This window comes from Mycolicibacterium aromaticivorans JS19b1 = JCM 16368 (genome assembly GCF_000559085.1).
Lineage (GTDB): Bacteria > Actinomycetota > Actinomycetes > Mycobacteriales > Mycobacteriaceae > Mycobacterium > Mycobacterium aromaticivorans.
The window spans coordinates 2,469,501-2,492,153 of the sequence record NZ_JALN02000001.1; the positions used below are offsets into that span (position 1 = coordinate 2,469,501).

Sequence of the window (22,653 nt, forward strand, 5' to 3'; positions counted from 1 at the left end):
GCGGATACCGCGTGCCACACCGCCGCGCCGCGAGCCCTCCGAGGTGATCCGCCGCGATCCCGGCTATCGGCCACCACCACCGCCGTCGCGCCAGGCGCCGCCGCCTGCGCCCCCGCCCCGTCAACCACCTCAGCGCCAGGCCACGCCCCCGCCGCCCTCACCTCGGCGACCTCCGCCGCCACCACCACCGCCGCCAGCGCGGCCACCGGTTCCACCACCGGCGGCAAAGGCGCCACCGAAACGCAAGAAGCGCTGGGGCCGAAGGATTTTCGCCACGCTGATCGTCGTCGTCCTCCTCCTGGTCGGCGGACTCGTCGGCGGTGCCGTCTGGATCGACACCTCACTGCACCGGGTCACTGTGTTCGACTACGCCGACCGGCCGGCAGTGGGTTCGGGCACCACGTGGCTGCTGGTCGGGTCCGACAGCCGGGCCGGTCTGACTCCCGAGCAACAAGCCCAGCTGGCCACCGGCGGGGACGTCGGCAACGGGCGGACCGACACGATCCTCGTGGTTCACATCCCGGCGTTGGGCTCCGGCGGACCGACGACGATGGTGTCGCTGCCGCGGGACTCCTACGTGAACATTCCCGGCCACGGCAAGGACAAGATCAACGCCGCCTTCGCCGAGGGCGGCGCGCCGCTGCTGGCGCAGACCGTCGAAGAAGCGACGGGGCTGCACCTCGACCACTACGCCGAAGTGGGTTTCGACGGTTTCGCCGTGTTGGTCGACGCGCTCGGCGGTGTCGACGTGTGCCCGGCCAACCCGATCGATGATCCGCTGGCCGGGATCACGTTGCCCGCAGGCTGCCAGACCCTCGACGGGAGCAAGGCGCTGGGCTATGTACGCACCCGCGCGACGCCACGTGCCGACCTGGACCGGATGGTCCATCAGCGCGAGTTCATGGCTGCAGTGATGCACCGGGCGAGCAGTCCTCTGGTGTGGCTCAATCCGTGGCGCTGGTACTCGGTGCCGGACGCCGCGGTCGGGTCGCTGACTGTCGACACCGGTGACCACGTCTGGGATCTGGCTCAGCTGGGCTGGGCGCTGCACGGCTCGACCACCGCGATCACGGTGCCGATCGGTGAGTTCACCGGAAACGAAGTCGGCTCGGTGGTGGTGTGGGATTCCGACGCCGCCGGCCAGCTGTTCCAGGCGTTGCGCACCGATTCGGCCATCCCGAAATCGGTGCTCGACAGTCAGCCCTAGTCGCCGGGCACTGCCAGCGGGTTCTGCAGCCAGGCTTTGGTCCGCCCTGGATGGTTCGTGGCGATCCAGCCGACGCCGAGGTCGCGACAGTACCCGACGTCCTCGTAGTGGTCGACGGTCCAGCAGTACATGGCCCGGCCCTGGGCGGCCGCGCGGTCGACGAGTTCGGGATGCTCGCGCAGCGTGGTGATGGACGGGCCGACGGCGGTGGCCCCGACTGTCGTGGCGGCGCTGCCGCCCAGATAACGCGACGTCTCCCCCAGCAGCACCGTCGGTAGCAGCGGTGCGGCACGGCGGATCCGCCAGACCGCCGCGGCCGAGAACGACATCACCACCGCGCGGGACAGATCGGCGGAGGCCGGGGCGGCGATGCCATAGCGATGCAGCAGCGCCAGCACCTTGCTCTCCACCAAACCGCCATAACGCACCGGATGTTTGGTCTCGATGAACATCTTCACCGGCCGGTTCCAGTCCAGAACCAGCCGGACCAGGTCATCGAGGGTGAGCAGCCCGGTTCCCTCCGGCGGGTTCTCGGCGACGGCGCTGCTGTGCCAGGCACCCCAGTCCAGCCGTTTGAGTTCAGCGAGTGTCATCTCGCTGACCAGGCCGGTACCGGTCGAGGTGCGATCCACCCGGCGGTCGTGCACGCAGACCAGATGACCGTCGCGAGTCAGGCGGACGTCGCACTCGACTCCGTCGGCACCTTCGGCCAGGGCGAGTTCATAGGCGGCCAAGGTGTGCTCGGGACAATCGGCCGACGCGCCCCGGTGGGCCACCACGAACGGGTGCCCGCCGTGCGGATCGCCGGCCGAGTGCATACGCCTATGCTGCCGGTTCCCGTTGGTCGGACTCAACCGCTGGGGACATTTCCGATTCGACGGGCCCCGGCTGATCGGTGCTTGGCTGTCCTTGTCCGACCATCACCCACCGGTGCAGCGGCCGTTCGACGGGCTTGCGCACGAACGCGTTGAACACCTGCCACAACAACACCAGCACCGCTGCACCCAGCAGATAGGCGATGACGACCGTCACGGTGTTGTCGGCGATTCCCTGCGGCTTGGTGGTGAAACTGGTGGCGATGCCGAAGATCGATACCGCGGTCGACAGCACCCACGTGATCCACCACGCCGCGATCGGTCCACGCAGCCGAGCCTCCGACTGTTCGGCGTGGGCAAGTTCGATGACGTACACCGGCGCCCACACCAGATTGACGATCGGCACCAGGGTGCCGACCCACAGCGCCCAGGCCGGCCGCGGGTCGTCCTGCCCCAGGTGGGTATAGACCGCCGCGCGGCGGGTGATCAACCACCACGCCAGGACAGCCGCGGTCAGGATCACCGACACGATGGCGGCCAGACTGAGCAACACGCCGAGCCACAGCGCCGCGCCGGCAACCAGCGGGGGCAGCAGCGTCGTCCGATTGATCAACAGCAACACGTAACGGACGATGTGGATCGCGGCGGCCAGGCCGAAGATGGCGATCGCCGACAGGAGCGCGGCGCGGACGGTGAGGAGTGCCGGCCCCTCTTTCGCGGTGGACTCGCCTTCCAGGGGGGCCTGCGCAAGGTTGTCGGCGAGACTCCAGCGCGGGATGTAGGCGTACCGGGGCGTCGGTCCGAGGTGGCGACGACGACGGCGCGGGGGCGGGGGCGGCCCGGGCCGGACCGCTATCCAGCGGAATCCTGACGGCAGACGCGACGCACCGGTCTGTGGTGCGGGACTGCGCGTCGGCGGATGTGCGGTGGCGCCCGGGCTCCAGCGAGGATCCGGCGGACCGGTCGGTGCCATCAGGGCGCCATTGCAGCGTGGGCACCAGGCGCGCTGGCGGTCGCGCACGTTCCACCGCGTTCCGCATTGGGAGCACACCTGAATCACGCGGACCAGCCTAGCGAGCGCGAGCGCAAGTCGGAGCGACCGGCGGGCCGTCGCCGAGCCGGAATTGTGGCACGCAGTGCAGGTACGGCCTTTCGGGACGTGCAGCAATGATCGGCTATCCACAGTTTCCACAGGTTTATCCACAGCGCTCTACCCCGGTTAATGGGCGTTGAGCGCACCTTCTCGCCATGGAGACGGGCAGTATCTGTGGATAACAGCGCGGTCGTAGAGCGCCCTGATCAACAACTTGGTTACGCGCGAGCGAAATCGGTTGGCACGCTAACCGTCCGATGAAGGGCCGCGACGCGCCGAACGACACGCCGACACCTTCGCGCTGACTGTGATCTTCAATACCCCGCGCCGCGAAACCGTAAACCAAAAATTTCTGCGCGCTGGTCAAGGCGGTGGGCCAATTTTCCTACAGCTACAGATGGGGTTATGATCGCGCTCACAGTTAACCTGTGACGATTTTCACTAGGGGCGGTAGTTGAACATGCTGGTCAGGACGGTGTGATGGCATATCAGCAGCCATTCCGGGCTCAGTCCGGGTCGCAGCAGTCGCATTGGTACGCCCCGTCTGCGACCTGTAACCGCTCGTACATGCTGGCCGCGTTGCGGGCCGGAGTCATCGCTCTCGTGCTGCTGGGCATCCTCGCCCTCATCGTTCTGTTCTGAGCCCGCGCCCGGGCGTTTGCATCCCGCGGCGATTTCTCTCGTTAGCACTCGTGTCCGCTTGCGTGCCAACCGTGACGTACCGCATCCTGAATCGAACCGACCCACTGTCGAGTCGCACTGGCATACCGAGTGTCGCGGAGGCGAGATGGAAAATGGTTCCGGGCGTTCGGTCGAAGTCGCCCCATTTCATTCCCGTGGTGCCCTCAAGGGGTTTGTGGTTTCCGGCCGCTGGCCCAACTCCACCAAGGAGTGGGCCCAGCTTCTGATGGTCGCGGTCCGCGTCGCCTCTCTGCCCGGATTGCTCTCCACGACAACGATTTTCGGCGTCAGGGAGGAGCTCCCCGACAAGCCGCAGCCGGGCACCGTCGGCCTGGTGCTCGCCGAGGGCACAGTGGTCGGTGAATCCGCCGTTCCGCCAGGACATTTCGCTGAACGTCAGCCGCCGGCACTGCTGATGCTGCATCCTCCCTCGGAGACCACGCCGTCGCTACCGGAATGCACGGGTGCAGCGTCGGGGTGCGTTCTGCTGCCTGGCATTCCGCATCTGGGGTTGGAACACCGCGCCGCCTGGGTGGAGGCGGAATCCGACGGCACGATCACCGGCATGGTCAGCCGCGTCGGCGTAGACCCGATCAGCCATCCGGACACGGCGATCCTGGCGATGTTGCTGGCCGCTTAGAGTTGTGAGGGTACCCGAACTTTCCGGCACGGTGCCCCAAATTTATTGCTGCGGTTGGGCTTTCGCGAAACACGAGTTGCGGGTGGTGCGTCGCTGCACGTAGAGTTGGCGCCAGCGAAGGGGAGTAGCCCCCAATCGGACAATCGACATACTGGCCTGGCGCACATCGCGGGCCCGGTTGTCCGGCCGGCGTACGTTTCCGGTGGGCGAGACCTTCGGCCGTTAGACCGTTAGTGGTTGTCGGCCGGAGGCATCTGTACCGCCCCTGACGACAGCCACCCGACCGAGGAGTCTCGGGTGCTTGCCGCTCTGATCCTGAGTTTCGCCGTCATCTTCGTCGCCGAGTTGGGCGACAAGTCGCAGTTGATGGCTATGACGTTCGCACTGCGCCATCGCTGGTGGGTGGTGCTGTCCGGCATCACCGTGGCGACCACAGCGGTGCACCTGATCTCGGTCGCCGTCGGACACTACCTGGGCGCGGCCCTGCCGACGCACCTGCTGGGCATCCTCGCCGGCGTCGCCTTCGTCTTGTTCGGCCTGTGGACGCTGCGTGGCGACAAGCTCTCCGAGGACGAGGCCAGCAAGGCCCAACGCAACAGCGCACCGGCTTTCTTCGCCGTGACGTCCGCGTTCCTGCTGGCCGAGCTCGGCGACAAGACGATGCTCGCGACGATCACCCTCGCCGCCGACAACGACTGGGTCGGCGTCTGGATCGGATCCACTATCGGCATGGTGGCCGCCGACGCGCTGGCAATCCTGGTCGGCGCCCTGGCCGGCAAGCACCTTCCCGAGCGGTTGATCCAGCTCGGCGCGGCAGCGCTGTTCCTCGTGTTCGGCGTGTCGATGCTGATCGAGGGCGCGTTCCCGGCGGCATCCGGCATCGTCATCGGCGCGATATCAGTCGCGGTGGTCGCGCTGGCCGCAGCCGCACTGCGGGCGCTACCGCCCCGTCTGCGCCCCGCCGCCCTGCGGCCGGCACCCCAGGTGGCACCGGCTCCTGAGGACGCCCCCGAGTCGGCGCCGTCGTCGGTGGGCGGTGACGGTGGCCGGGCAGCGGCGCCGAAGCCTTCCGACGAGCCTGCATAACCGCACTTACAGCAAAGCGGTTTTCGGCAACTGCCCACTCCAGGCGCAGTTGCTCAGGGTACTCTCAGGTTCTTGACTGAGCGATTACCGATCACGCGCTGTGCCAAAATGCGCCCAACCTTGCGTTTCTTTGCCTAACGCCCCGCTCCGAGTACGCGCTCACCACGCGAAACTCCGGCGTAGATGTTTGCCGCATCTCGGAAAAACCACGCGTGCGTCAATTATCTAGTAGTTTGCACTTGGTTGTCGGCGGATGTGTCGCTACGATGATCAGCAAATAAGCCAACGGAAACGACAGCTCCTGGCGCATGTGGAGGTCAAGAAGATGAGCACGACGTTCTCGGCGCGACTGAATCGCCTGTTCGACACGGTGTATCCGCCCGGCCGGGGTCCGCATACCTCCGCGGAAGTCATCGCCGCACTGAAGTCCGAGGGCATCACGATGTCGGCTCCCTACCTGTCTCAGCTGCGTTCAGGCAACCGGACTAACCCGTCGTCCACCACAATGACGGCGCTTGCCAACTTCTTCCGTATCAAGCCGGCCTACTTCACCGACGACGAGTACTACGAGAAGCTCGACAAGGAACTGACCTGGCTGGCCAACATGCGTGACGAGGGTGTGCGTCGCATTGCCGCGCGTACCGTCGGGCTGTCTCCGGAGGCCCAGCAGGACATCGTGACCAAGGTCGACGAGCTGCGTCGCCGGGAACACCTCGACGATTAGCCCGCTGCTCCCTGAACGGGATAGTCGGCAACGTTAGATTTCTTTCACAGCTCAACAGTTGGCTTGCGCTGCTCCAGCGCGCGGTACTGCCGTGCGATTTCGAGGATCCATTCCCTGTCCGAATAGCTTTCGGGCTGCCCGAGCCAGCTCATTCCGGGGAATTTCCCTTGACCCGCGGGCCGCGCCACGCGCGGTGTGCGTCGGCCGGCGTGGATCCATTTCGCGATCGCCATCGCCTGCGCGTCGGGACTGACGCCGGTGCGCTGGACATCAGCAAGCACGTCCACCGTCGCGGCGTCCGGCCCACCGGCGCGCAGGTGCTCGGCCATGGTGGCTTCCATGTACAGCGCGTCGGAGATCAGCGACAACCGCTCGGCCACCCGGAAAACCAGTGGCCCGCGCGGCCGTTCACCGATCCCGACTTCTGGCTGCCGCCGCTCCAGTTCGGTCAGCAGGGGGTCGATGAGACGTAGTTCGCGCCGCCCACCGAACCAGTCCTCGATCGCGGGCAACAGCGACCCGGCCGCCACGATCGCCATTGCCGCGCCCAGCAGCGTCGCCGCGGTGCCCACGCTGACCAGCCGCGAGGTGCCCACCGCGCGGATGAGGAAGAACGCGGTAGCCGCCACCAGCAGTGCGATGCCGAGGGTGAAGACGAACAGTGCTCGACCGCGGCGGGTCCTATTCGAGTGGCGCATGCCCGCCCACAGCACGAGCGTGAAGGCCAGCATCACGTACAGCAGCGGCAACAGCCACGGCAACGAGGTGTTGGTCGACCCGAGATTGCGCCCGAGATACTCCTCCGGCGACATCTCCGGCTGCTGCCCGGACAGGAAGAACAGCACCAGGCTGGCGACACCGATCACCGCGGCCACGGCGTACTGGACGGCGGCGATCCGGCGGACGGCGGCGGGGCTGCGCGTCGACGCGACGCTGGTGATCATCACGCAGCTGCCGGCCGCGCAGCCGATCAGGGCCAGCTGGCTCAACCCGATGGAGATGTTGGACCAGTGCAGGGCGCTGTCGATCAATAGCGTCAGCGGTGGCCAGTTCAACGCGGCGACCGCAGCCAGGCTGCCCAGGGCGAGGATCATCGCGGAGCTCACCACCGACTGCTTGTTGACCAGTGCCCACCCGATGCGCAGGCCGGTTGCCATCCCGAGCAGACCGGCGATCAACCAAACGATCAACCAAACGCCTCTCCGAGGCGAACTTGCACGATCGACGACCGATCCGACGGCGACCGGCCCAGTCGGTACAACAGCAGAGCGGCGAAATCCTCGGCCTCCTGCTCGATGTCCTCTCCCCCGGGCCCCATGCACCCCGTGCGCTGGTTGAGCATGTAGCCGATGAGATCGTCGCTGGCCAGCTCGGCGACGTCGCGGGCGGCTTCGGTGACCGGTATGCCGTAGTGCCCGAGCACGAGATGGCCGAGTTCGTGGGCCAGCGTGCGGTCCCAGGTCGGCAGCCCGTTCTGGATCATGAACACGTCGTGATCGGCGTATTGGCGCCACTGACCGCACACCCCGGGCGGCAGGTCGGCCATCGTGACCTCGATGGGACGGCCCCGGTCGGCGCTGACGGCTGCCACCAGCCGGGTCAGGGATATCTCCCCCCGGCGGGGCGCGAGGTCAAGGACGTCGTTGACCGCAGTCGTGACGCGGCGACTGGCCGACATCTCGTCCCCTTCCCCGACGGCGGGTTGCGATGCGAACTGCGCTATTGCATGAACCGCGTCGTCCCGGCGGCCCGTACGAGATGGCCGGCCTTCGCTTGGCGGTATCCGAGAAATCCGCCGAGTCCGGTGAGAGCGAGGAGCCCGGCGAAACCGGGTAAGGCTACCGCCGCGACCTCGCCGATCTTGGCATCTTGGAGGTATTTCGGATAGCCAACCCTAGACGACGGCGGCGCTTCTGTACCGGCTCCCGCAGACGTGGCGGGTGGCCGCTCACGCGGTGACGAGGTATCCCTCCCGGGGCCGCTTCGCGGGCCTGGCTCGGAACCCGGACCGACCGGACGCAGCGGCACCTCGAGCACCGGAGGCAGTCCGATCAGCGGCGGCATCGTGATGGGTGGCGGTGTCAATCCGCTCGCTCCCGCCGCGCCGCTCTCGGCGCTGACCACAGGCGGCTCACCCGGCTGACCCGGCTCCGAGGGCGGCGGAATCGTCCGCGGCGCGGCGTCGATCAGGCCCCCGCTGCCGCCACCGCCGCCACCGGCCTCGGGCGGCGGTGCGATCCGCGCACTCGGCGGCGCCGCGACGCCGACCCCGTCTCCAATCGCAGCCCGAGGCCAATGCAACGGCGGCAGCGGGGGTAGCGGGGGTAGCGGCGGCAGCACGATCGGCGGGAAATGCGGTAGCGGCAGACACGGCCAGCTCGACGGCCCACCGGGATCGCCGGGATGCCAACTGCCGCCGGGGATTTGACCGGCCGGGATGAGGACCCGGCGGGGGCCGGACGCGAGGCTGCCGGTCGTCCGGTCGATGCCGCTGCCGCGTGGTTTGTGCGGCCCGTTGTGTCGACGGCCGCTGTCCGGCCTGCCGTTCGGCGAGATGTTGCTGTCCGGGCCGGGCTGCGTCCCTTGCTCGCCGTCGCTGCTACCGACCGTGCTCGGGCTGCCGGCGGCCGGCGTCGCCGCGAGCATGGACCCGCCACCGCAGAGCAAACCGCAGGCGATCACCCAGCTAATAGCTGCGGCACCCTTCGGCGAGCGGTTCACGACGTTCCTCGAGTTAGCGGTGCAGGTCGGCGCCGCGTCGGACGGTTCGCGATCATTGTGGCATATCCGCAGGTCGTGATAGGCCCCGTTGAGCCGGGCGATAGGGTTAGCTGACCCGATCGCGAGCGCGTCTCGCCGATCGCCGACGACCTACTCGGGAGGCATCAGGTATGGGCCTGTTCACCAAGCGCAAAAGCCGTGCGACGCGCCGCGCGGAGGCTCGTGCGATCAAGGCCCGCGCCAAGCTCGAGGCCAAGCTGTCGGCGCGCAACGAGGTCCGCCGCATCAAAGCCGCCGAGCGCTCCGAGAACAAGGTGCTCAAGGCGCAGCTGAAGGCCGCCCGCGACTCCGATCGTGCGGCGGTGAAAGTGGCCGAGGCGCAACTAAAGGCGGTCCGCGAGGGCAAACTTCTGTCGCCCACCCGGGTACGGCGGGCGCTGACGGTGTCCCGGCTGCTGGCCCCGGTCATCGTCCCGGTGGCCTACCGCGCCGCGATCGCGGCCCGCGGTGTCATCGATGAGCGGCGCGCCGACCGGCTCGGCGTCCCGCTGAGCCAGCTCGGACAGTTCTCCGGTCAGGGCGGCCAGTTGTCGGCCCGCATCGCCGGGGCGGAGAACTCACTGCGGATGGTTGCCGAGAAGAAGCCGAAGGACGCCGAGACCAAACAGTTCGTCGCGGCGATGACCGAACGGCTCAATGCCCTGTCGGCGGCCATCCCGGCCGCGGAGAACATGCCGGGGCAACGCCGCCGCGATGCACACGCCGCGATCGCCGAACAGCTCGACGGAATCGACGCCGATCTGATGGCGCGCCTCGGCGTGCTGTGATGGCGCGCCATCGGGTGGTGACCCGTGCGCTGGCCCTGGCCGCCCTTCTGACCCTGAGCTCGTGGACGGTCGCCGCGACGGCCGGCGCGCACGTCCATGTCACCGCCGATCACGCCGTGCGCGGCGACTACGCGCTGGTGACCTTCCAGGTTCCCAACGAGTCCGAAAAAGGCGTTCCGACAACGAAAGTCACGATCACGCTGCCCGGGGTCGCATCAGCGAGCACCGATGTGATGGCGGGCTGGACCGCCACCCTGGACCGCGACCCGGCCAGCGGTGCGTATCGATCCGTGACGTTCACCGCGGCGCCCAACGCGGGTATCGGCGCCAGCCAGTTCGAACTGTTTCCGCTGTCGATCAAACTGCCAGACGCCGATTCGGTGTCGTTCCCCGTGGCTCAGACCTACGCCGACGGCACGCAAGTGAACTGGGACCAGCCGCCACTGCCCGGCGGCGGCGAGCCCGACTATCCCGCTCCGGTCTTGCCGCTGGCCGCCGGCCCGCACGAGCCGGCGGAGCATCACGCGACCCCAACGGGGACCGCGAGTCCTTCGGTGAGCGCCGCTCCCGCGGCCGACGCGCAGGCCCCGAGGCAGGGTGGTGCCGACAACACCGCGCGCGCATTGGCCGGCGGAGCGCTACTGGTGGCCGCGATCGGCGTCGGCGTCGCACTGGCCCGCCGGCGGACATGACCGCGCTGCGGCGGTTGGTCGCCACGGCGTTGCTGATCACCGCGATGGCGATGGGCGGAACGGCGGTGGCCTGGGCGCACGCCGTGCGGGTGTCCGCCGACCCGGCACCGGACGCGACGCTGGCCACGGCACCGACGCGCATCACCGCCACCTTCAACGAACGGCTGCAGGGCGATTTCGCCGCGATGACCGTCGTGGGCCCCGACGGCAACCTGTGGTCCGACGGGACCCCGCAGGTGCAGGGCGCCACGGTCAGCGTCGGGGTGCGTCCACTCGGCCCGGCCGGGTCCTACACCGTGAACTACCGAGTGACCTCGGCCGACGGCCACGTGGTGTCCGGTTCCTGGGCGTTCACCATGACCGTCGCGGGCAGCGGCTCACCGGGCCCATCGGCGACGGCGTCGACACCATCTGCGGACCGCGCGCTGCCGGTCTGGCCGTTCATCGTCGGTGCCGTGGCGGTCATCGCCCTCGGGGTGATCTGGTCGCGGCTTCGCCGAACCTGACCCTGGCATGATGGGTGCCACTGCCGGCCACGAGTGATTGAAGAGGAGCGCACCTGATGGCAGACGCGCAGGACCTGCCCGACGAGGGTCGCGGCCCCACGCCGCCGGGACCGCAGCCTCCGGAATCGGCCGCCGCCAAGAAGCAGCCGGCCAAAAAGGCGCCTGCCAAGAAGGCGGTGAAGAAGGCCCCGGCGAAGAAGGCGCCCGCGAAGGCTGCCGCGCCGGCCAAGAAGGCCCCGGCGAAGAAGGTGGCCCCACCGCCACCACCGCCGGTTGCCGAACCAGCCACGACCGTCGGGGGGAACGGCTCCGCGCCGCTTACCGAGGGCGCACGGGCCGCGGCGTACAGCGCCAAGTCGTCCGTCGAGCAGGCCACCGACCCGGTTTCCACCCCGGCCATCGTGCCGGCACCGGAATCCTCGCGCTCGCCGCTGCCGTTCGCGGTGGCCTTCGCCGCGACGGTGCTGATCGCCCTGCTGGTGCGCAGGTTGCGCCAGCGGAACGCGGAGTGAGCGTGGCGGTAACCTTCCGTCCGACCGCCGATCTGGTCGACGACATCGGCCCGGACGTCCGCAGCTGCGACGTGCAGTTCCGGCAGTTCGGCGCTTGTACCGAATTCGCCGGGCCGATCAGCACGGTGCGCTGCTTCGAAGACAACGCGCTGCTGAAGTCGGTGCTCTCCGAACCCGGCGACGGTCGGGTCCTGGTGATCGACGGTAAAGCCTCGGTGCACACCGCCCTCGTCGGGGACGTGATCGCCGAGCTGGGTCGCTCCAACGGCTGGGCCGGTCTCATCGTGCACGGTGCGGTCCGCGACGCATCTACGCTGCGAACCCTCGAGATCGGCATCAAGGCACTGGGCACCAATCCGCGCAAGAGCACCAAAACCGGCGACGGTGAGCGTGATGTTCCGGTCAGCTTCGGGGGCGTCACCTTCACCCCCGGCGAGATCGCCTACAGCGACGACGACGGGATCGTCGTCACCTCCGCCGCGGACTAAACACTGACTGCGACAAGGTTTTTGGTGAAGCTCAGCGCTTCGTCGGCGACTTTGCCGTGCCGGATCAGTCGCAGGTCCAGCAGGTAGTTCTGCTTGAGCCGCCAGGGTGCGCGGGAGCCCGCCTTGGGCAACCGATCCAGCGCCCGCAAGACGTAGCCCGGCGTGAAGTCCATCAGCGGCCGTTCCTCGATATCGGCCGACGGCTGACTCGGAGCCACCCGGTCGTATCCGTTGGCATCCATGTAATTGAGGACACGGCAGACGAATTCGGACACCAGATCGGCCTTGAGCGTCCACGACGCATTGGTGTAGCCGATGGTGAACGCCATGTTGGGCACGCCGGAGAGCATCATGCCCTTGTACGCCATCGTGGTGTTCAGATCCAGCGCCTCACCGTCCATGGCGATCTCGGCGCCGCCGAACAACTGGAGGTTCAAACCCGTTGCGGTGACAATGATGTCGGCCGCCAGCTCCTGGCCGGACGCAAGCATGATCCCCGTCGGCGTGAATCGCTCGATGGTATCGGTCACCACCTCGGCCCGGCCCTTGCGGATCGTGCGGAACAGATCGCCGTTGGGCGCCAGGCACAGTCGCTCGTCCCACACTCTGTAACTCGGGCCGAAATGCTTGTTCACGTCGTAGTTTTCGGGCAACCGGCGCTTCGCCATCGTCATCAACTGCTTGCGCATGAAGTTGGGGAATCGCCGCGCCAGCCGGTATTGCATGGACTGGAACACAATGCTCTTCCACCGGTTGGCCACGTAGGCGGGTTTGGCGGGCAGCAGCTTGTTCATCCGTACCGCGAACGGGTCGATGTCGGGCAGCGACCCGATGTAGGTGGGTGAACGCTGCAGCATCGTGACGTGTTCGGCTCCCGAATTGGCAAGGGCAGGAATGAGAGTCACGGCAGTGGCACCGCTGCCGATGACGACGATCCGCTTGCCGGTGTAATTCAGATTTTCCGGCCAGTGCTGGGGGTGAACAATCGTGCCGGTGAACTCGTCGGCGCCGGGGAACTGCGGCGAGTAGCCCTCGTCGTAGTTGTAGTAGCCGCTGCACGCGAACAGGAACGAGCAGGTGATGTCCTTCTGTTCGCCATCGGCTTCCACCCGGACCGTCCACAGGTTGTCGGCGCTGGACCACTCGGCGCGCTCCACCCGGTTGCGAAAGCGGATGTGCTTGTCGATGCCGTACTCGTGCACCGTCTCCTTCAGATACGACATGATCGACGGCCCGTCGGCGATCGACTTCTCCGATGTCCACGGCTTGAACCGGAAGCCCAGGGTGAACATGTCGGAGTCCGACCGGATCCCGGGGTACTTGAACAGATCCCACGTGCCGCCCAGATTCTCGCGGCGCTCCAGAATCAGAAAGCTCGTGCCGGGGCAGCGGTCCTTCAGATGCCAGGCGGCGCTGATGCCGGAGATGCCGGCTCCCACGATCACCACATCGACGTGTTCAGTCATGGCGGCGACGTTATCAACACGGTGTTGAATAGGTCAACAGTCTGTCGAGAAAATCAACACGCTGTAAAGTAGAGCTCGTGCCAGCTGTCCGCCCGGCCCGCATTCGCGGGCGCCGCGCCGCCCGCCCATCCGGTGACGATCGCGAAGCGGCCATCCTGCGCACGCTCGAGGAGATGCTGACCGAGCGGCCGTTCGCCGAGATCTCGGTGGACGAACTCGCCAAGGGCGCCGGCCTGTCCCGACCGACGTTCTACTTCTACTTCGCGTCCAAGGACGCGGTGCTCGTGCGGCTGTTCACCCGGGCGATCACCGCTTCCGGCGCCGAACAGCAGCAGAGCGCCGACGTCCCCGGGCAGCCGCAGCAGGCCTGGCGTGACGGTATCTACGCCTTTTTCGATTCCCTGCGCCCGAACCGGGCGGTGGTGCTTGCCGGGCTCGGCGTCATGGCCACCAACACCGAACTCCGTGAGGTGTGGGCGAGCTTCATGACCGGCTGGATCGACTACACGGCAGCACTGATCACGCGGGAACGGGAGCGCGGCGCCGCACCCGACACCATCCCGGCGCGGGATCTCGCCACGGCGCTAAACCTGATGAACGAGCGGGTCGTGGTCGCCGCCCAGGGCACCCAACAGCCGACGCTGGCCGAGGACGCCGCCCTGGAAACCGTCGTCCACATCTGGATCACCAGCATTTACGGCGGGGCCCCGGACTCGGTTTGATTCCGGCTTCGCATATTCGAATTCACCGCCGAAGTGGCTGGCCCTAGTCTGGCGGCATGTCGGAGCCACACCCATCGAGGGGTGCCACCGTTGGCAAGCTCGCGTTGTACTGCGTGCTGGCCGGTGTGTTGGTGGCGGCCATGTTGTTTCCACTGGCCGGTGGCGCGGGCATCGTGGTGAACCACGCCTCCGACGTGGCGGCGCAGGATTCCGCGCAGTTAATGCAGGGCGAGGTGCCCACGGTCTCGACGATGGTGGACGCCGCCGGGAACCCGATCGCCTGGATCTATGCCCAACGCCGGTGGCCGGTGCCCAGCGACCGGATCGCCGACACGATGAAGCTGGCGATCGTTTCGATCGAAGACAAGCGCTTCGCCGACCACAACGGCGTCGACGTCCAGGGCACCCTGACCGGTCTGGTCGGCTATCTGAGGGGCGACCTCGACACCCGAGGTGGGTCGACGATCGAGCAGCAGTACATCAAGAACTACAACCTCTTGGTCAACGCGCAGACCGACGCCGAGCGGCGGGCGGCCGTCGAGACCACGCCGGCGCGCAAGTTGCGCGAGATCCGGATGGCGCTGGCCCTGGACCGGGCGATCTCCAAGCCCGAGATCCTGACCAGGTACCTGAACCTGGTCTACTTCGGCAATGGCGCCTACGGGGTGCAGGATGCGGCCAAGACGTATTTCGGGATCAACTCGGCAGACCTGGACTGGCAGCAGGCCGCGCTGCTGGCCGGCATCGTGCAGTCGACCAACGCGCTGAATCCCTACACCAACCCCGAGGCGGCGCTGGCCCGCCGCAACGTGGTTCTCGACACGATGATCGAGAACCTGCCGGACCGGGCCAAGGAGTTGCGCGCGGCCCGTGAGGCGCCGCTGGGCGTCTTGCCGCAGCCGAACTCACTACCGCAGGGCTGCATCGCCGCCGGCGACCGCGGGTTCTTTTGCGACTACGTGCTGCAGTATCTCGCGCGAGCGGGTCTGTCCAAGGACGACGTGGCCCGCAACGGCTACCTGATACGCACCACCTTGGACCCGAAGGTCCAGAACAGCGTGAAGAAGGCGATCGACACCGTCGCCAGCCCGCAACTCGACGGGGTGGCCAGCGTGATGTCGGTGATCCAGCCGGGCAAGACCAGTCACAAGGTGCTCGCAATGGGCGACAACCGCAACTACGGTCTGCAGCTCGACGCCGGTCAGACGGTCCAGCCGCAGCCGTTCTCACTGGCCGGTGACGGCGCCGGATCGATCTTCAAGATCTTCACCACCGCCGCCGCCCTGGATATGGGCATGGGGACCAACGCCCAGCTGGAAGTTCCGGCGCAGTTTCAGGGGAAAGGCCTGGGCAGCAGTAACACCCCGGGTTGTCCCAAGGAGACCTGGTGTGTGAAGAACGCAGGCAACTACCGCAGCCCGATGAGTGTGACGGACGCGCTGGCGCAGTCACCCAACACCGCGTTCGCGCGATTGATCGGCCAGATCGGCGTGCAGCGCGCGGTGGACATGGCGGTCAAGCTGGGGTTGCGCTCCTACGCCGAGCCGGGCACGGCGCGCGCCTACCAGCCGGACAGCAACGAGAGTCTGGCCGACTTCATCAAGCGCCAGAACCTCGGCTCGTTCACGCTTGGGCCGTTCGAGCTCAATGCCCTCGAATTGTCCAATGTGGCAGCCACATTGGCATCGGGTGGCACGTGGTGCCCGCCCAGCCCGGTGGACAAGATCTTCGATCGGCACGGCCGCGAGGTCGCCGTCGAGACGCAGGCCTGCGAGCAGGCTGTTCCTGAGGGCTTGGCCAACACGCTGGCCAACGCCCTGTCGAAGGACGCCACCGGCGGTACCGCGGCCGGTTCGGCAGGTTCGGTCGGCTGGAGCCTGCCGGTGTCAGGCAAGACCGGCACCACCGAATCACACCGCTCCTCGGGCTTTCTCGGCTTCACCAATCATTACGCCGCCGCCAACTACGTCTTCGACGACAGCACCAATCCCGGTGGACTGTGCTCGTTTCCGTTGCGCAAGTGCGGATCCGGCAACCTGTACGGCGGCAATGAGCCCGCGCGCACCTGGTTCCTGGCGATGAAGCCGGTCGCCGAGGACTTCGGCCCGATCGCGCTGCCGCCCACGGACAAGCGGTACGTCGAGGGCGGACCGGGTAGCACGGTGCCGAGCGTGAGCAGCCTGAGCTTTGAAGAGGCGCGGAAGCGCCTGCGGGAAGCCGGTTTTCAGGTCTCCGATCTCCCCACCCCGGTCAACAGCTTCTCGTCGCGGGGCACGGTCGTGGGGACCACCCCGTCAGGCAAGACCATCCCGGGCTCGATCATCACGATCAATACCAGCAACGGGATACCGCCCGCGCCACCGCCGGATCTGGCGCCGCCGCCTCCTCCCCCACCGCCGGACTCCCCGCCGCCGGACGTCAACGTCATCAACATTCCGGGCCTGCCGCCGATCACGCTGCCGATGTGGCCGCCACCGGCACCGCCGCCACCCCCGGCGCCGGAACCCCCGCCACCGCCGCCCCGCCGCCCGCACCTGAACCGCCGCCCCCGCCGCCGGCCGGCGGCCCCGGACCGCCGTAGGCAATTGTCGTACCGGCATGCGAACATATGTTCGTGTCCGGCGGCCGGGCGACCATCCTGCACGCTGATCTCGACTCGTTCTACGCCTCGGTCGAGCAGCGCGATGACCCGACGCTGCGCGGTCGTCCGGTGATCGTCGGCGGCGGCGTCGTGCTGGCCGCCAGCTATGAGGCCAAGGCATACGGGGTGCGCACCGCGATGGGCGGCCACCAGGCCCGCCGGCTATGCCCCGCAGCCGTGGTCGTCCCGCCCCGGATGTCGGCCTACAGCCAGGCCAGCGACGACGTCTTCGCGGTGTTCCACGACACCACACCGCTGGTGGAACCGCTCTCGGTGGACGAGGCCTTCCTCGACGTCGCCGGGCTGCAGCGGCTGTCCGGCGATCCGGTGCAGATCGGGGCGCGGTTGCGGGAAGAAGTTCGCGACCGCGTAGGGCTACCGATCACGGTGGGTATCGCGCGCACCAAGTTCCTGGCCAAGGTGGCCAGCCAGGAAGCCAAACCCGACGGGCTGCTGCTGGTGCCACCCGAGCGTGAGCTGGAATTCCTGCGCCCGCTGCCGGTGCGCAGGCTGTGGGGGGTGGGACCCAAGACGGCCGACAAGTTGCACGCGTACGGCATCGAGACCGTCGCCCAGGTCGCCGAGCTCGGGGAGCCGATGCTGGCGTCGATGGTCGGGCCGGCAATGGGCAGGCAGCTGTATTCGTTGTCGCGCAACATTGATCGGCGCCGGGTGGACACCGGCCGGCGTCGCCGCTCGGTGGGCGCCCAGCGCGCGCTGGGCCGGCGCCGGATCAGCCCTGGCGAGCTGGACGCCGTGGTGATCGGCTTGGTGGACCGGATCACCCGCCGGATGCGCTCAGCGCAGCGCACCGGCCGAACAGTGGTGCTGCGCTTGCGTTTTGACGACTTCGCCCGAATCACGCGGTCGCACACCATGGCCAGGGCCACCGGGTCCACCGCGCCGATCCTGGCCGCTGCCCGTGACCTGGTCGCTGCCGCCGAGCCGCTGATCGCCGAGCGCGGCATCACGCTGATCGGCTTTGCCGTCAGCAATATCGATCCCAGTGGCGCTCAGCAGCTGGAGCTTCCGTTCGACGGCGGGCGCCCCGAGACGCTGGACCTCGACGCGGCCGTCGACCGTGTCCGGCGGCGGTATGGCAACGCGGTACTGACTCGCGGTGTCCTGGTGGGGCGGGATCCGGATCTGGAGATGCCGCACCTGCCGGATTAGCGCGGCAATCAGCTTGCGGCCCAAGCCAACAGCTTCTCAACGGGCCAGGTGTTGACGATCCGTTCGACCGGGACCTCGCTGTCGACGGCGCGCTGCGCACCATAGCCGAGGAAATCCAGCTGGCCCGGGGCGTGGGCGTCGGTGTCGATCGAGAAATCGCAGCCGATACCCAAGGCCAGTTTCAGCAGCCGGGTCGGCGGGTCGCGACGCTCGGGCCGCGAATTGATCTCCACCGCGGTGTTGTTGTCCCGGCACGCGGCGAACACTTTCTCTGCGTCGAACTTCGACTCCGGCCGCAGGCCGCGATTGCCGGTGACCAGCCGGCCCGTGCAGTGGCCGAGGACGTTGACCCGCGAGTTGGTCACGGCGCGAACCATCCGCCTCGTCATCGATGGTTCATCCATGGCCAGCTTCGAGTGCACGCTGGCGACGACGACGTCGAGGCGGTCCAGCAACTCGGGCTCCTGGTCCAGCGTCCCGTCGTCGAGGATGTCGACCTCGATGCCGGTGAGGATCCGGAACGGAGCCATCTTGTCTCGCAGCTCGTCGATGACGTCGAGCTGATGGCGCAGCCGGTCCGGCGAGAGCCCGTTGGCGATGGTCAGTCGCGGCGAATGGTCGGTCAGCACGCAGTACTCGTGGCCGAGCGCGGCCGCCGCGGCCATCATCTCGGGAATCGGCGCCGACCCGTCCGACCAATTGGAATGCAGGTGCAGATCGCCCCGCAGCGCCGCACGGATATCACCGCCGCCGAGGTCCTCAGCCGAGGCGCGCAATTCGACCAGTACATCGGGTTCCTGGCCGGCCCAGGCCTGCGCGATCACCTTCGCCGTCTTCGGTCCGATGCCGGGCAGGCTCTGCCAGCTGTTGGCCCGGCCGTGCCGGTCGCGGGTCTGCTCGTCCAGCGCCTCGACGATGTCGGCGGCCTTGCGGTAGGCCATCACCCGCCGGGAGTCTTCGCGCGCGCGGTCCTTGAAGTACGCGATCTCGCGCAGCGCGGCCACCGGGTCCATGACTCCAGTGTGCCCCGCGCGTGTGATGGCGTTTTGGCGCCGGGGCGCAGCCGCGCTACGCTGATTGCGATTTTGTTCAATCCATCAAGTCATCAATTCGAGGCGCATGGTGCCCACCAATTTTCCCGGCGGCGACGAGCGGCCGCTCTACGAGATCAAAGCCAACCTCTTCAAGGCGCTGGCGCACCCCGCGCGTATCCGCGTGCTCGAGATCCTGTCGGCCAATGACCGGCCGACCCCGGTCAGCGAGATTCTCACGGCCACCGAGATCGAACCGACGCTGCTGTCGCAGCACCTGGCTGTCCTCAAACGCCATCACGTCGTGTCGGCGGAGCGAACCCGCAATACCGTGCACTACGAGCTTGCCCACCCGTCGATCCGGGATCTGCTCGTGTCTGCGCGCGGCTTCCTTGCCGACACCCTCAGAGCCCGCCACGAACAGCTCTCGGCCTTCGACTCGTTGCCTCCGGTGGGGAATCCGCAGTGATCACCAAGGCCGCCGGTCAGCTGTCGCGGCTGCTTCCTCGGCTGAGTGACTACGCGGACCTGCCCCGGTCGTGGCGTCGCGACATCCTCGCCGGGATCACGGTGGGTGTGGTGGCCTTGCCGCTGGCGTTGGCGTTCGGTATCAGCTCGGGAGTCGGGGCGGGCGCCGGTTTGGTCACTGCGGTGATCGCGGGGGTGGTCGCCGCGATCTTCGGCGGGTCCCATGTCCAGGTATCGGGGCCGACGGGAGCCATGGCGGTGGTGCTCGCGCCGATCGTGGCACAGCACGGCATCGGCAGCATCGCGCTGGTCACGGTCCTGGCGGGGGCGATCGTGCTGGCCGCAGGCATCACCGGCCTCGGCCGCGCGGTCACGTTCATTCCCTGGCCGGTGATCGAGGGCTTCACGCTCGGCATCGCGGCGATCATCTTCCTGCAGCAGGTGCCCGCGGCGTTCGGCGTCGAGGCCCCCAGCGGTCGACGCACGCCGGTCGCCGCCTGGACGGTCGTCGCCGGCGCCGAGTGGTCGTCGGCATGGCGCACCCTCGCCGTCGTGGTGTTCGTCGCCGCGGTCATGGTCGGCCTCCCGCGCGTGCACCGGGCAATTCCCGAGTCGCTGACAGCGGTCGTCGTCAGTACCCTGCTCGTCGTCGCCTTCCACTTCCCGGTGGGCACGATCGGGACCCTGCCTGCGCATCTGCCCGCGCCGCTGGTGCCGCACGCCGATCCCGCCGCGCTGCGCACACTGCTCGGCGCCGCGGTGGCCATCGCCGCGCTCGCCGCCATCGAATCGCTGCTATCGGCGCGGGTGGCGGCAGCCATGTCGCCGACCGGCCCCTACGATCCGGACCGCGAACTCGTCGGCCAGGGTCTGGCCTCGATGGCCTCCGGCCTTTTCGGCGGCATGCCGGCCACCGGCGCGATCGCCCGCACCGCGGTCAACGTGCGGTCAGGAGCTCGCACCCGGCTGTCGGCCATCGTGCACTCGCTGCTGTTGCTCGGCGTCGTCTATCTCGCCACCGGCCCGGTCGCGGCGATTCCGTTGTCCGCGTTGGCCGGTGTTCTGATGGTGACGTCGTTTCGGATGATCTCGCTGAGCACCGTCGCCAAGATCGTCGGCTCCACCCGCTCGGACGCGCTGGCATTCACCCTCACCGCAGTCGTCACGGTGTGCTTCGACCTGATCGAGGCGGTCGAAATCGGCATCCTGATCGCCGCGTTCTTCGCGCTGCGGACGGTCGCGCGGCGCAGCAGCGTGGTCCGCGAGGATCTGCCCGGCCCGGCTCAGCCCGGCGACGAGCGCATCGCGCTGCTGCGACTGGATGGCGCAATGTTCTTCGGCGCCGCGGAACGACTCTCCACCGCGATCACCAACTATCCCGACGTGTCGGTGGTCATCATCCGGATGTCCCAGCTGGGAATGCTGGACGCAACCGGGGCGCACACCCTCGCCGAGATCGCCGAAGACCTCGAGGCGCGGGGCGTCACCGTCATCATCAAGGGAGTGCGACCCGAGCACATGGCGTTGCTGGCCAACATCGGAATCGTCGACGCGCTGCGCCACGAGAATCACCTGATCGATTCCCTCGACGACGCGATCGCCCACGCCCGCTCCCACGTGGCCCGCGCGGTTTATCCCTGAAAGCGATCGGGTACAAATTTGCCATGTCAGCTCTGCAGTGGGTGGTCGCGTACATGTGCGCCGCTGCTGTCGTCGCGGGTGGTGCGATGGTATTTGCCGCCTGGTCGCGCCAGAGCCGACTGACCACACCCGCCGTGACGATCGGTCCGGCCCTGCTCGCCGGCGCGCTCTGGCCCCTGGTGATCGCCGGTCTGGGTCAGTGGCTTCTGGTCCACGTCCTCGGCAAGGCCCTACGCCGTGAGCCCGTGCGTCGCAGCGAACTGACCAGCATGGACGCCGCCTGACAGGTGCCGGTCATTTAACCGGACTAGGCTCGGCACAGTGCAATTCGCCTTCAAAACCTCACCCCAAAACACCACGTGGGCCGATATGTTGGCCGTCTGGCAGGTCGCCGATGACATCGACGTCTTCCACTCCGGCTGGACCTTCGACCACTTCTATCCGATCTTCTCGGACTCCAGCGGCCCCTGTCTGGAGGGCTGGACCACGCTGACCGCCCTGGCCCAGGCCACCACCCGACTACGGCTCGGGAACCTGGTCAGCGGCATCCACTACCGCCATCCTGCGGTGCTGGCCAACATGGCGTCCGCCGTCGACATCATCTCCGGCGGTCGCCTCGAACTCGGCATCGGTGCCGGCTGGAACGAAGAGGAATCCGGCGCGTACGGCATCGAGCTGGGCAGCGTCAAAGAGCGGCTGGACCGCTTCGAAGAAGCCTGCCAGGTGTTGATCGGCCTGCTGAGCCAGGACACCACCAACTTCGACGGGGCCTACTACCAACTCAAGGACGCGCGCAACGAGCCCAAGGGGCCGCAGCGGCCCCACCCGCCGATCTGCATCGGCGGCAGCGGCGAGAAGCGCACGCTTCGCATCGTGGCGAAATACGCCCAGCACTGGAACTTCGCCGGCGGCACCCCTGAGGAGTTCGCCCACAAACGCAGCGTTCTGGCATCGCATTGTGCGGACATCGGTCGCGACCCGAGCGAGATCATGACCTCCGCTCACGTCCGGCTGAGCGAGGACCACGACTACGCCAAGGCGATCGACGAGGCCGCGGCGCTGGCGGCCGAGGGCCTGGACCTGGCGATCGTGTACCTGCCGCCGCCGCACACGCCGGCCGTGCTCGAGCCGCTGGCCGAAGCGATCCGGAGTTCAGGGCTCTAGATAACAGCCTGGTAACGGCCGGCAAAGCTGCGCCTGCGTCAACTATTGCCGCAATCAGTTGCTAGAAACCGAAGCGGACGAGCTCGTCGGCCGTGACCAGGCGCTCGTGCTTGGCTGGCCACTCGCGGCTTCTTACCGGGTGGCGGAAGAAGGACCAGGCAATACGCCCGACCCGGAAACGAGATATCGGGTTGAGGTACACAAGGATCACTCCTGTGGTCGGATCTCAGCTCAGGCGGAGCCCCACGTTACCGCAACGCTCACTCCAGCAATTAGACACAGATCACACGGCAAACGGCAAGAGGCGCGCCGCCGATTAATCCGATGATTCTAATGGGGCTGGAGTTACCAGTGT

Annotated in this window: 24 protein-coding genes; 17 read left to right on the top strand and 7 right to left on the bottom strand. The window is 67.7% G+C overall.

Annotated elements, in window-relative coordinates; translation table 11 throughout:
• Positions 1–4 precede the first annotated feature (4 nt).
• Complete coding sequence (locus Y900_RS12005) at positions 5–1,207, top strand: LCP family protein (RefSeq protein ID WP_420329812.1); 1,203 nt, start codon at positions 5–7, stop codon at positions 1,205–1,207.
• Here Y900_RS12005 and Y900_RS12010 read toward each other — a convergent pair.
• Both Y900_RS12010 and Y900_RS12015 read right to left on the bottom strand, forming a co-directional pair.
• A complete protein-coding gene (locus Y900_RS12010) occupies positions 1,204–2,025 on the bottom strand; it encodes a glycerophosphodiester phosphodiesterase (RefSeq protein WP_036342025.1) in 822 nt (273 codons plus the stop codon). The genes Y900_RS12005 and Y900_RS12010 overlap by 4 nt on opposite strands.
• Positions 2,026–2,029: 4 nt before the next feature.
• Entirely contained in the window at positions 2,030–3,082 is a 1,053-nt protein-coding gene (locus tag Y900_RS12015; protein ID WP_036342026.1) for a DUF4328 domain-containing protein, read from the bottom strand.
• A 513-nt stretch (positions 3,083–3,595) separates the two neighbouring features.
• Here Y900_RS12015 and Y900_RS32720 point away from each other — a divergent pair.
• The 4 genes from Y900_RS32720 to Y900_RS12030 all read left to right on the top strand — a co-directional run bounded on the left by Y900_RS32720 (position 3,596) and on the right by Y900_RS12030 (position 6,246).
• Complete coding sequence (locus Y900_RS32720) at positions 3,596–3,757, top strand: hypothetical protein (RefSeq protein WP_192827502.1); 162 nt, start codon at positions 3,596–3,598, stop codon at positions 3,755–3,757.
• Between the two features lie 145 nt (positions 3,758–3,902).
• Positions 3,903–4,436: a hypothetical protein gene (locus tag Y900_RS12020; RefSeq protein WP_036342027.1), complete on the top strand. Its 534-nt coding sequence runs from the start codon at positions 3,903–3,905 to the stop codon at positions 4,434–4,436.
• A gap of 297 nt (positions 4,437–4,733) precedes the next feature.
• Positions 4,734–5,522 (top strand): TMEM165/GDT1 family protein, encoded by a 789-nt coding sequence (locus tag Y900_RS12025; RefSeq protein ID WP_036342028.1) that lies wholly within the window; start codon positions 4,734–4,736, stop codon positions 5,520–5,522.
• 325 nt (positions 5,523–5,847) lie between these two features.
• Positions 5,848–6,246 carry a hypothetical protein gene (locus Y900_RS12030; protein WP_036346519.1) on the top strand — a complete coding sequence of 133 codons (399 nt, stop codon included), beginning with the start codon at positions 5,848–5,850 and terminating at the stop codon, positions 6,244–6,246.
• A gap of 44 nt (positions 6,247–6,290) precedes the next feature.
• Here the strand turns inward: Y900_RS12030 and Y900_RS12035 are convergent, their stop codons facing one another.
• The 3 genes from Y900_RS12035 to Y900_RS30240 are packed head-to-tail and all read right to left on the bottom strand — an operon-like array spanning position 6,291 to position 8,967.
• Positions 6,291–7,436, bottom strand: a complete 1,146-nt coding sequence (locus Y900_RS12035; RefSeq protein WP_036342029.1) for a membrane protein — start codon at positions 7,434–7,436, stop codon at positions 6,291–6,293.
• Positions 7,433–7,924, bottom strand: a complete 492-nt coding sequence (locus Y900_RS12040; protein ID WP_036342030.1) for an ImmA/IrrE family metallo-endopeptidase — start codon at positions 7,922–7,924, stop codon at positions 7,433–7,435. The genes Y900_RS12035 and Y900_RS12040 overlap by 4 nt, the downstream gene beginning before the upstream one ends.
• A gap of 41 nt (positions 7,925–7,965) precedes the next feature.
• The gene (locus tag Y900_RS30240) at positions 7,966–8,967 is read right to left on the bottom strand and encodes a hypothetical protein (protein ID WP_131536156.1); all 1,002 of its coding nucleotides are present in this window, start codon (positions 8,965–8,967) and stop codon (positions 7,966–7,968) included.
• Between the two features lie 170 nt (positions 8,968–9,137).
• On the opposite strand from Y900_RS30240, the gene Y900_RS12050 reads away from it, so the two are divergent.
• From Y900_RS12050 to rraA, 5 genes are read left to right on the top strand one after another with little or no spacing between them, the layout of a single operon-like run.
• On the top strand, positions 9,138–9,794 hold the full coding sequence (locus Y900_RS12050; RefSeq protein WP_036342031.1) for a DUF6474 family protein: 657 nt from the start codon (positions 9,138–9,140) through the stop codon (positions 9,792–9,794).
• Positions 9,794–10,486: a YcnI family copper-binding membrane protein gene (locus Y900_RS12055; protein WP_036342032.1), complete on the top strand. Its 693-nt coding sequence runs from the start codon at positions 9,794–9,796 to the stop codon at positions 10,484–10,486. The genes Y900_RS12050 and Y900_RS12055 overlap by 1 nt, the downstream gene beginning before the upstream one ends.
• Positions 10,483–10,992 (top strand): copper resistance CopC family protein, encoded by a 510-nt coding sequence (locus Y900_RS12060; protein ID WP_036342033.1) that lies wholly within the window; start codon positions 10,483–10,485, stop codon positions 10,990–10,992. The genes Y900_RS12055 and Y900_RS12060 overlap by 4 nt, the downstream gene beginning before the upstream one ends.
• A 56-nt stretch (positions 10,993–11,048) precedes the next feature.
• Entirely contained in the window at positions 11,049–11,504 is a 456-nt protein-coding gene (locus tag Y900_RS32385) for a hypothetical protein (RefSeq protein WP_036342034.1), read from the top strand.
• A 2-nt stretch (positions 11,505–11,506) separates the two neighbouring features.
• Entirely contained in the window at positions 11,507–11,992 is a 486-nt protein-coding gene (gene rraA / locus Y900_RS12070) for a ribonuclease E activity regulator RraA (RefSeq protein WP_036342035.1), read from the top strand.
• On the opposite strand, the gene Y900_RS12075 is transcribed toward rraA, so the two are convergent.
• Positions 11,989–13,458: a flavin-containing monooxygenase gene (locus Y900_RS12075; protein ID WP_036342036.1), complete on the bottom strand. Its 1,470-nt coding sequence runs from the start codon at positions 13,456–13,458 to the stop codon at positions 11,989–11,991. The two genes, rraA and Y900_RS12075, sit on opposite strands and share 4 nt — an antisense overlap.
• A gap of 77 nt (positions 13,459–13,535) precedes the next feature.
• Here Y900_RS12075 and Y900_RS12080 point away from each other — a divergent pair, with 77 nt between their 5' ends.
• Genes Y900_RS12080 through dinB form a run of 3 tightly spaced genes read left to right on the top strand, consistent with a single transcriptional unit; the run spans position 13,536 to position 17,994 of the window.
• Positions 13,536–14,180, top strand: coding sequence for a TetR/AcrR family transcriptional regulator (locus Y900_RS12080; protein ID WP_036342037.1), 645 nt, complete (start codon positions 13,536–13,538; stop codon positions 14,178–14,180).
• Positions 14,181–14,236: 56 nt separating this feature from the next.
• On the top strand, positions 14,237–16,894 hold the full coding sequence (gene ponA2, locus Y900_RS12085) for a transglycosylase/D,D-transpeptidase PonA2 (protein WP_157838248.1): 2,658 nt from the start codon (positions 14,237–14,239) through the stop codon (positions 16,892–16,894).
• Positions 16,789–17,994, top strand: coding sequence for a DNA polymerase IV (gene dinB, locus Y900_RS12090; RefSeq protein WP_036342038.1), 1,206 nt, complete (start codon positions 16,789–16,791; stop codon positions 17,992–17,994). Before ponA2 ends, dinB begins: the two co-directional genes overlap by 106 nt.
• A gap of 8 nt (positions 17,995–18,002) precedes the next feature.
• Here dinB and Y900_RS12095 read toward each other — a convergent pair whose 3' ends face one another.
• On the bottom strand, positions 18,003–19,007 hold the full coding sequence (locus Y900_RS12095) for a PHP domain-containing protein (protein WP_036342039.1): 1,005 nt from the start codon (positions 19,005–19,007) through the stop codon (positions 18,003–18,005).
• Positions 19,008–19,116: 109 nt separating this feature from the next.
• Here Y900_RS12095 and Y900_RS12100 point away from each other — a divergent pair, with 109 nt between their 5' ends.
• From Y900_RS12100 to Y900_RS12115, 4 genes are read left to right on the top strand one after another with little or no spacing between them, the layout of a single operon-like run.
• Entirely contained in the window at positions 19,117–19,494 is a 378-nt protein-coding gene (locus tag Y900_RS12100; protein ID WP_036346526.1) for an ArsR/SmtB family transcription factor, read from the top strand.
• Entirely contained in the window at positions 19,491–21,134 is a 1,644-nt protein-coding gene (locus Y900_RS12105; protein WP_036342040.1) for a SulP family inorganic anion transporter, read from the top strand. The genes Y900_RS12100 and Y900_RS12105 overlap by 4 nt, the downstream gene beginning before the upstream one ends.
• 23 nt (positions 21,135–21,157) lie before the next feature.
• A complete protein-coding gene (locus Y900_RS12110; protein ID WP_036342041.1) occupies positions 21,158–21,418 on the top strand; it encodes a hypothetical protein in 261 nt (86 codons plus the stop codon).
• Between the two features lie 37 nt (positions 21,419–21,455).
• Entirely contained in the window at positions 21,456–22,298 is an 843-nt protein-coding gene (locus Y900_RS12115; protein ID WP_036342042.1) for an LLM class F420-dependent oxidoreductase, read from the top strand.
• Positions 22,299–22,653 lie beyond the last annotated feature (355 nt).

What these genes read in the sequence shown, in the direction of transcription:
- Y900_RS12010 (WP_036342025.1), bottom strand. Translation starts at nt 2,025, where the DNA reads ATGCACTCGGCCGGCGATCCGCACGGCGGGCACCCGTTCGTGGTGGCC.
- Y900_RS32720 (WP_192827502.1), top strand. Translation starts at nt 3,596, where the DNA reads ATGGCATATCAGCAGCCATTCCGGGCTCAGTCCGGGTCGCAGCAGTCG.
- Y900_RS12020 (WP_036342027.1), top strand. Translation starts at nt 3,903, where the DNA reads ATGGAAAATGGTTCCGGGCGTTCGGTCGAAGTCGCCCCATTTCATTCC.
- Y900_RS12030 (WP_036346519.1), top strand. Translation starts at nt 5,848, where the DNA reads ATGAGCACGACGTTCTCGGCGCGACTGAATCGCCTGTTCGACACGGTG.
- Y900_RS12040 (WP_036342030.1), bottom strand. Translation starts at nt 7,924, where the DNA reads ATGTCGGCCAGTCGCCGCGTCACGACTGCGGTCAACGACGTCCTTGAC.
- Y900_RS12050 (WP_036342031.1), top strand. Translation starts at nt 9,138, where the DNA reads ATGGGCCTGTTCACCAAGCGCAAAAGCCGTGCGACGCGCCGCGCGGAG.
- Y900_RS12055 (WP_036342032.1), top strand. Translation starts at nt 9,794, where the DNA reads ATGGCGCGCCATCGGGTGGTGACCCGTGCGCTGGCCCTGGCCGCCCTT.
- Y900_RS12060 (WP_036342033.1), top strand. Translation starts at nt 10,483, where the DNA reads ATGACCGCGCTGCGGCGGTTGGTCGCCACGGCGTTGCTGATCACCGCG.
- Y900_RS32385 (WP_036342034.1), top strand. Translation starts at nt 11,049, where the DNA reads ATGGCAGACGCGCAGGACCTGCCCGACGAGGGTCGCGGCCCCACGCCG.
- Y900_RS12075 (WP_036342036.1), bottom strand. Translation starts at nt 13,458, where the DNA reads ATGACTGAACACGTCGATGTGGTGATCGTGGGAGCCGGCATCTCCGGC.
- ponA2 (WP_157838248.1), top strand. Translation starts at nt 14,237, where the DNA reads ATGTCGGAGCCACACCCATCGAGGGGTGCCACCGTTGGCAAGCTCGCG.
- dinB (WP_036342038.1), top strand. Translation starts at nt 16,789, where the DNA reads ATGTTCGTGTCCGGCGGCCGGGCGACCATCCTGCACGCTGATCTCGAC.
- Y900_RS12095 (WP_036342039.1), bottom strand. Translation starts at nt 19,007, where the DNA reads ATGGACCCGGTGGCCGCGCTGCGCGAGATCGCGTACTTCAAGGACCGC.
- Y900_RS12110 (WP_036342041.1), top strand. Translation starts at nt 21,158, where the DNA reads ATGTCAGCTCTGCAGTGGGTGGTCGCGTACATGTGCGCCGCTGCTGTC.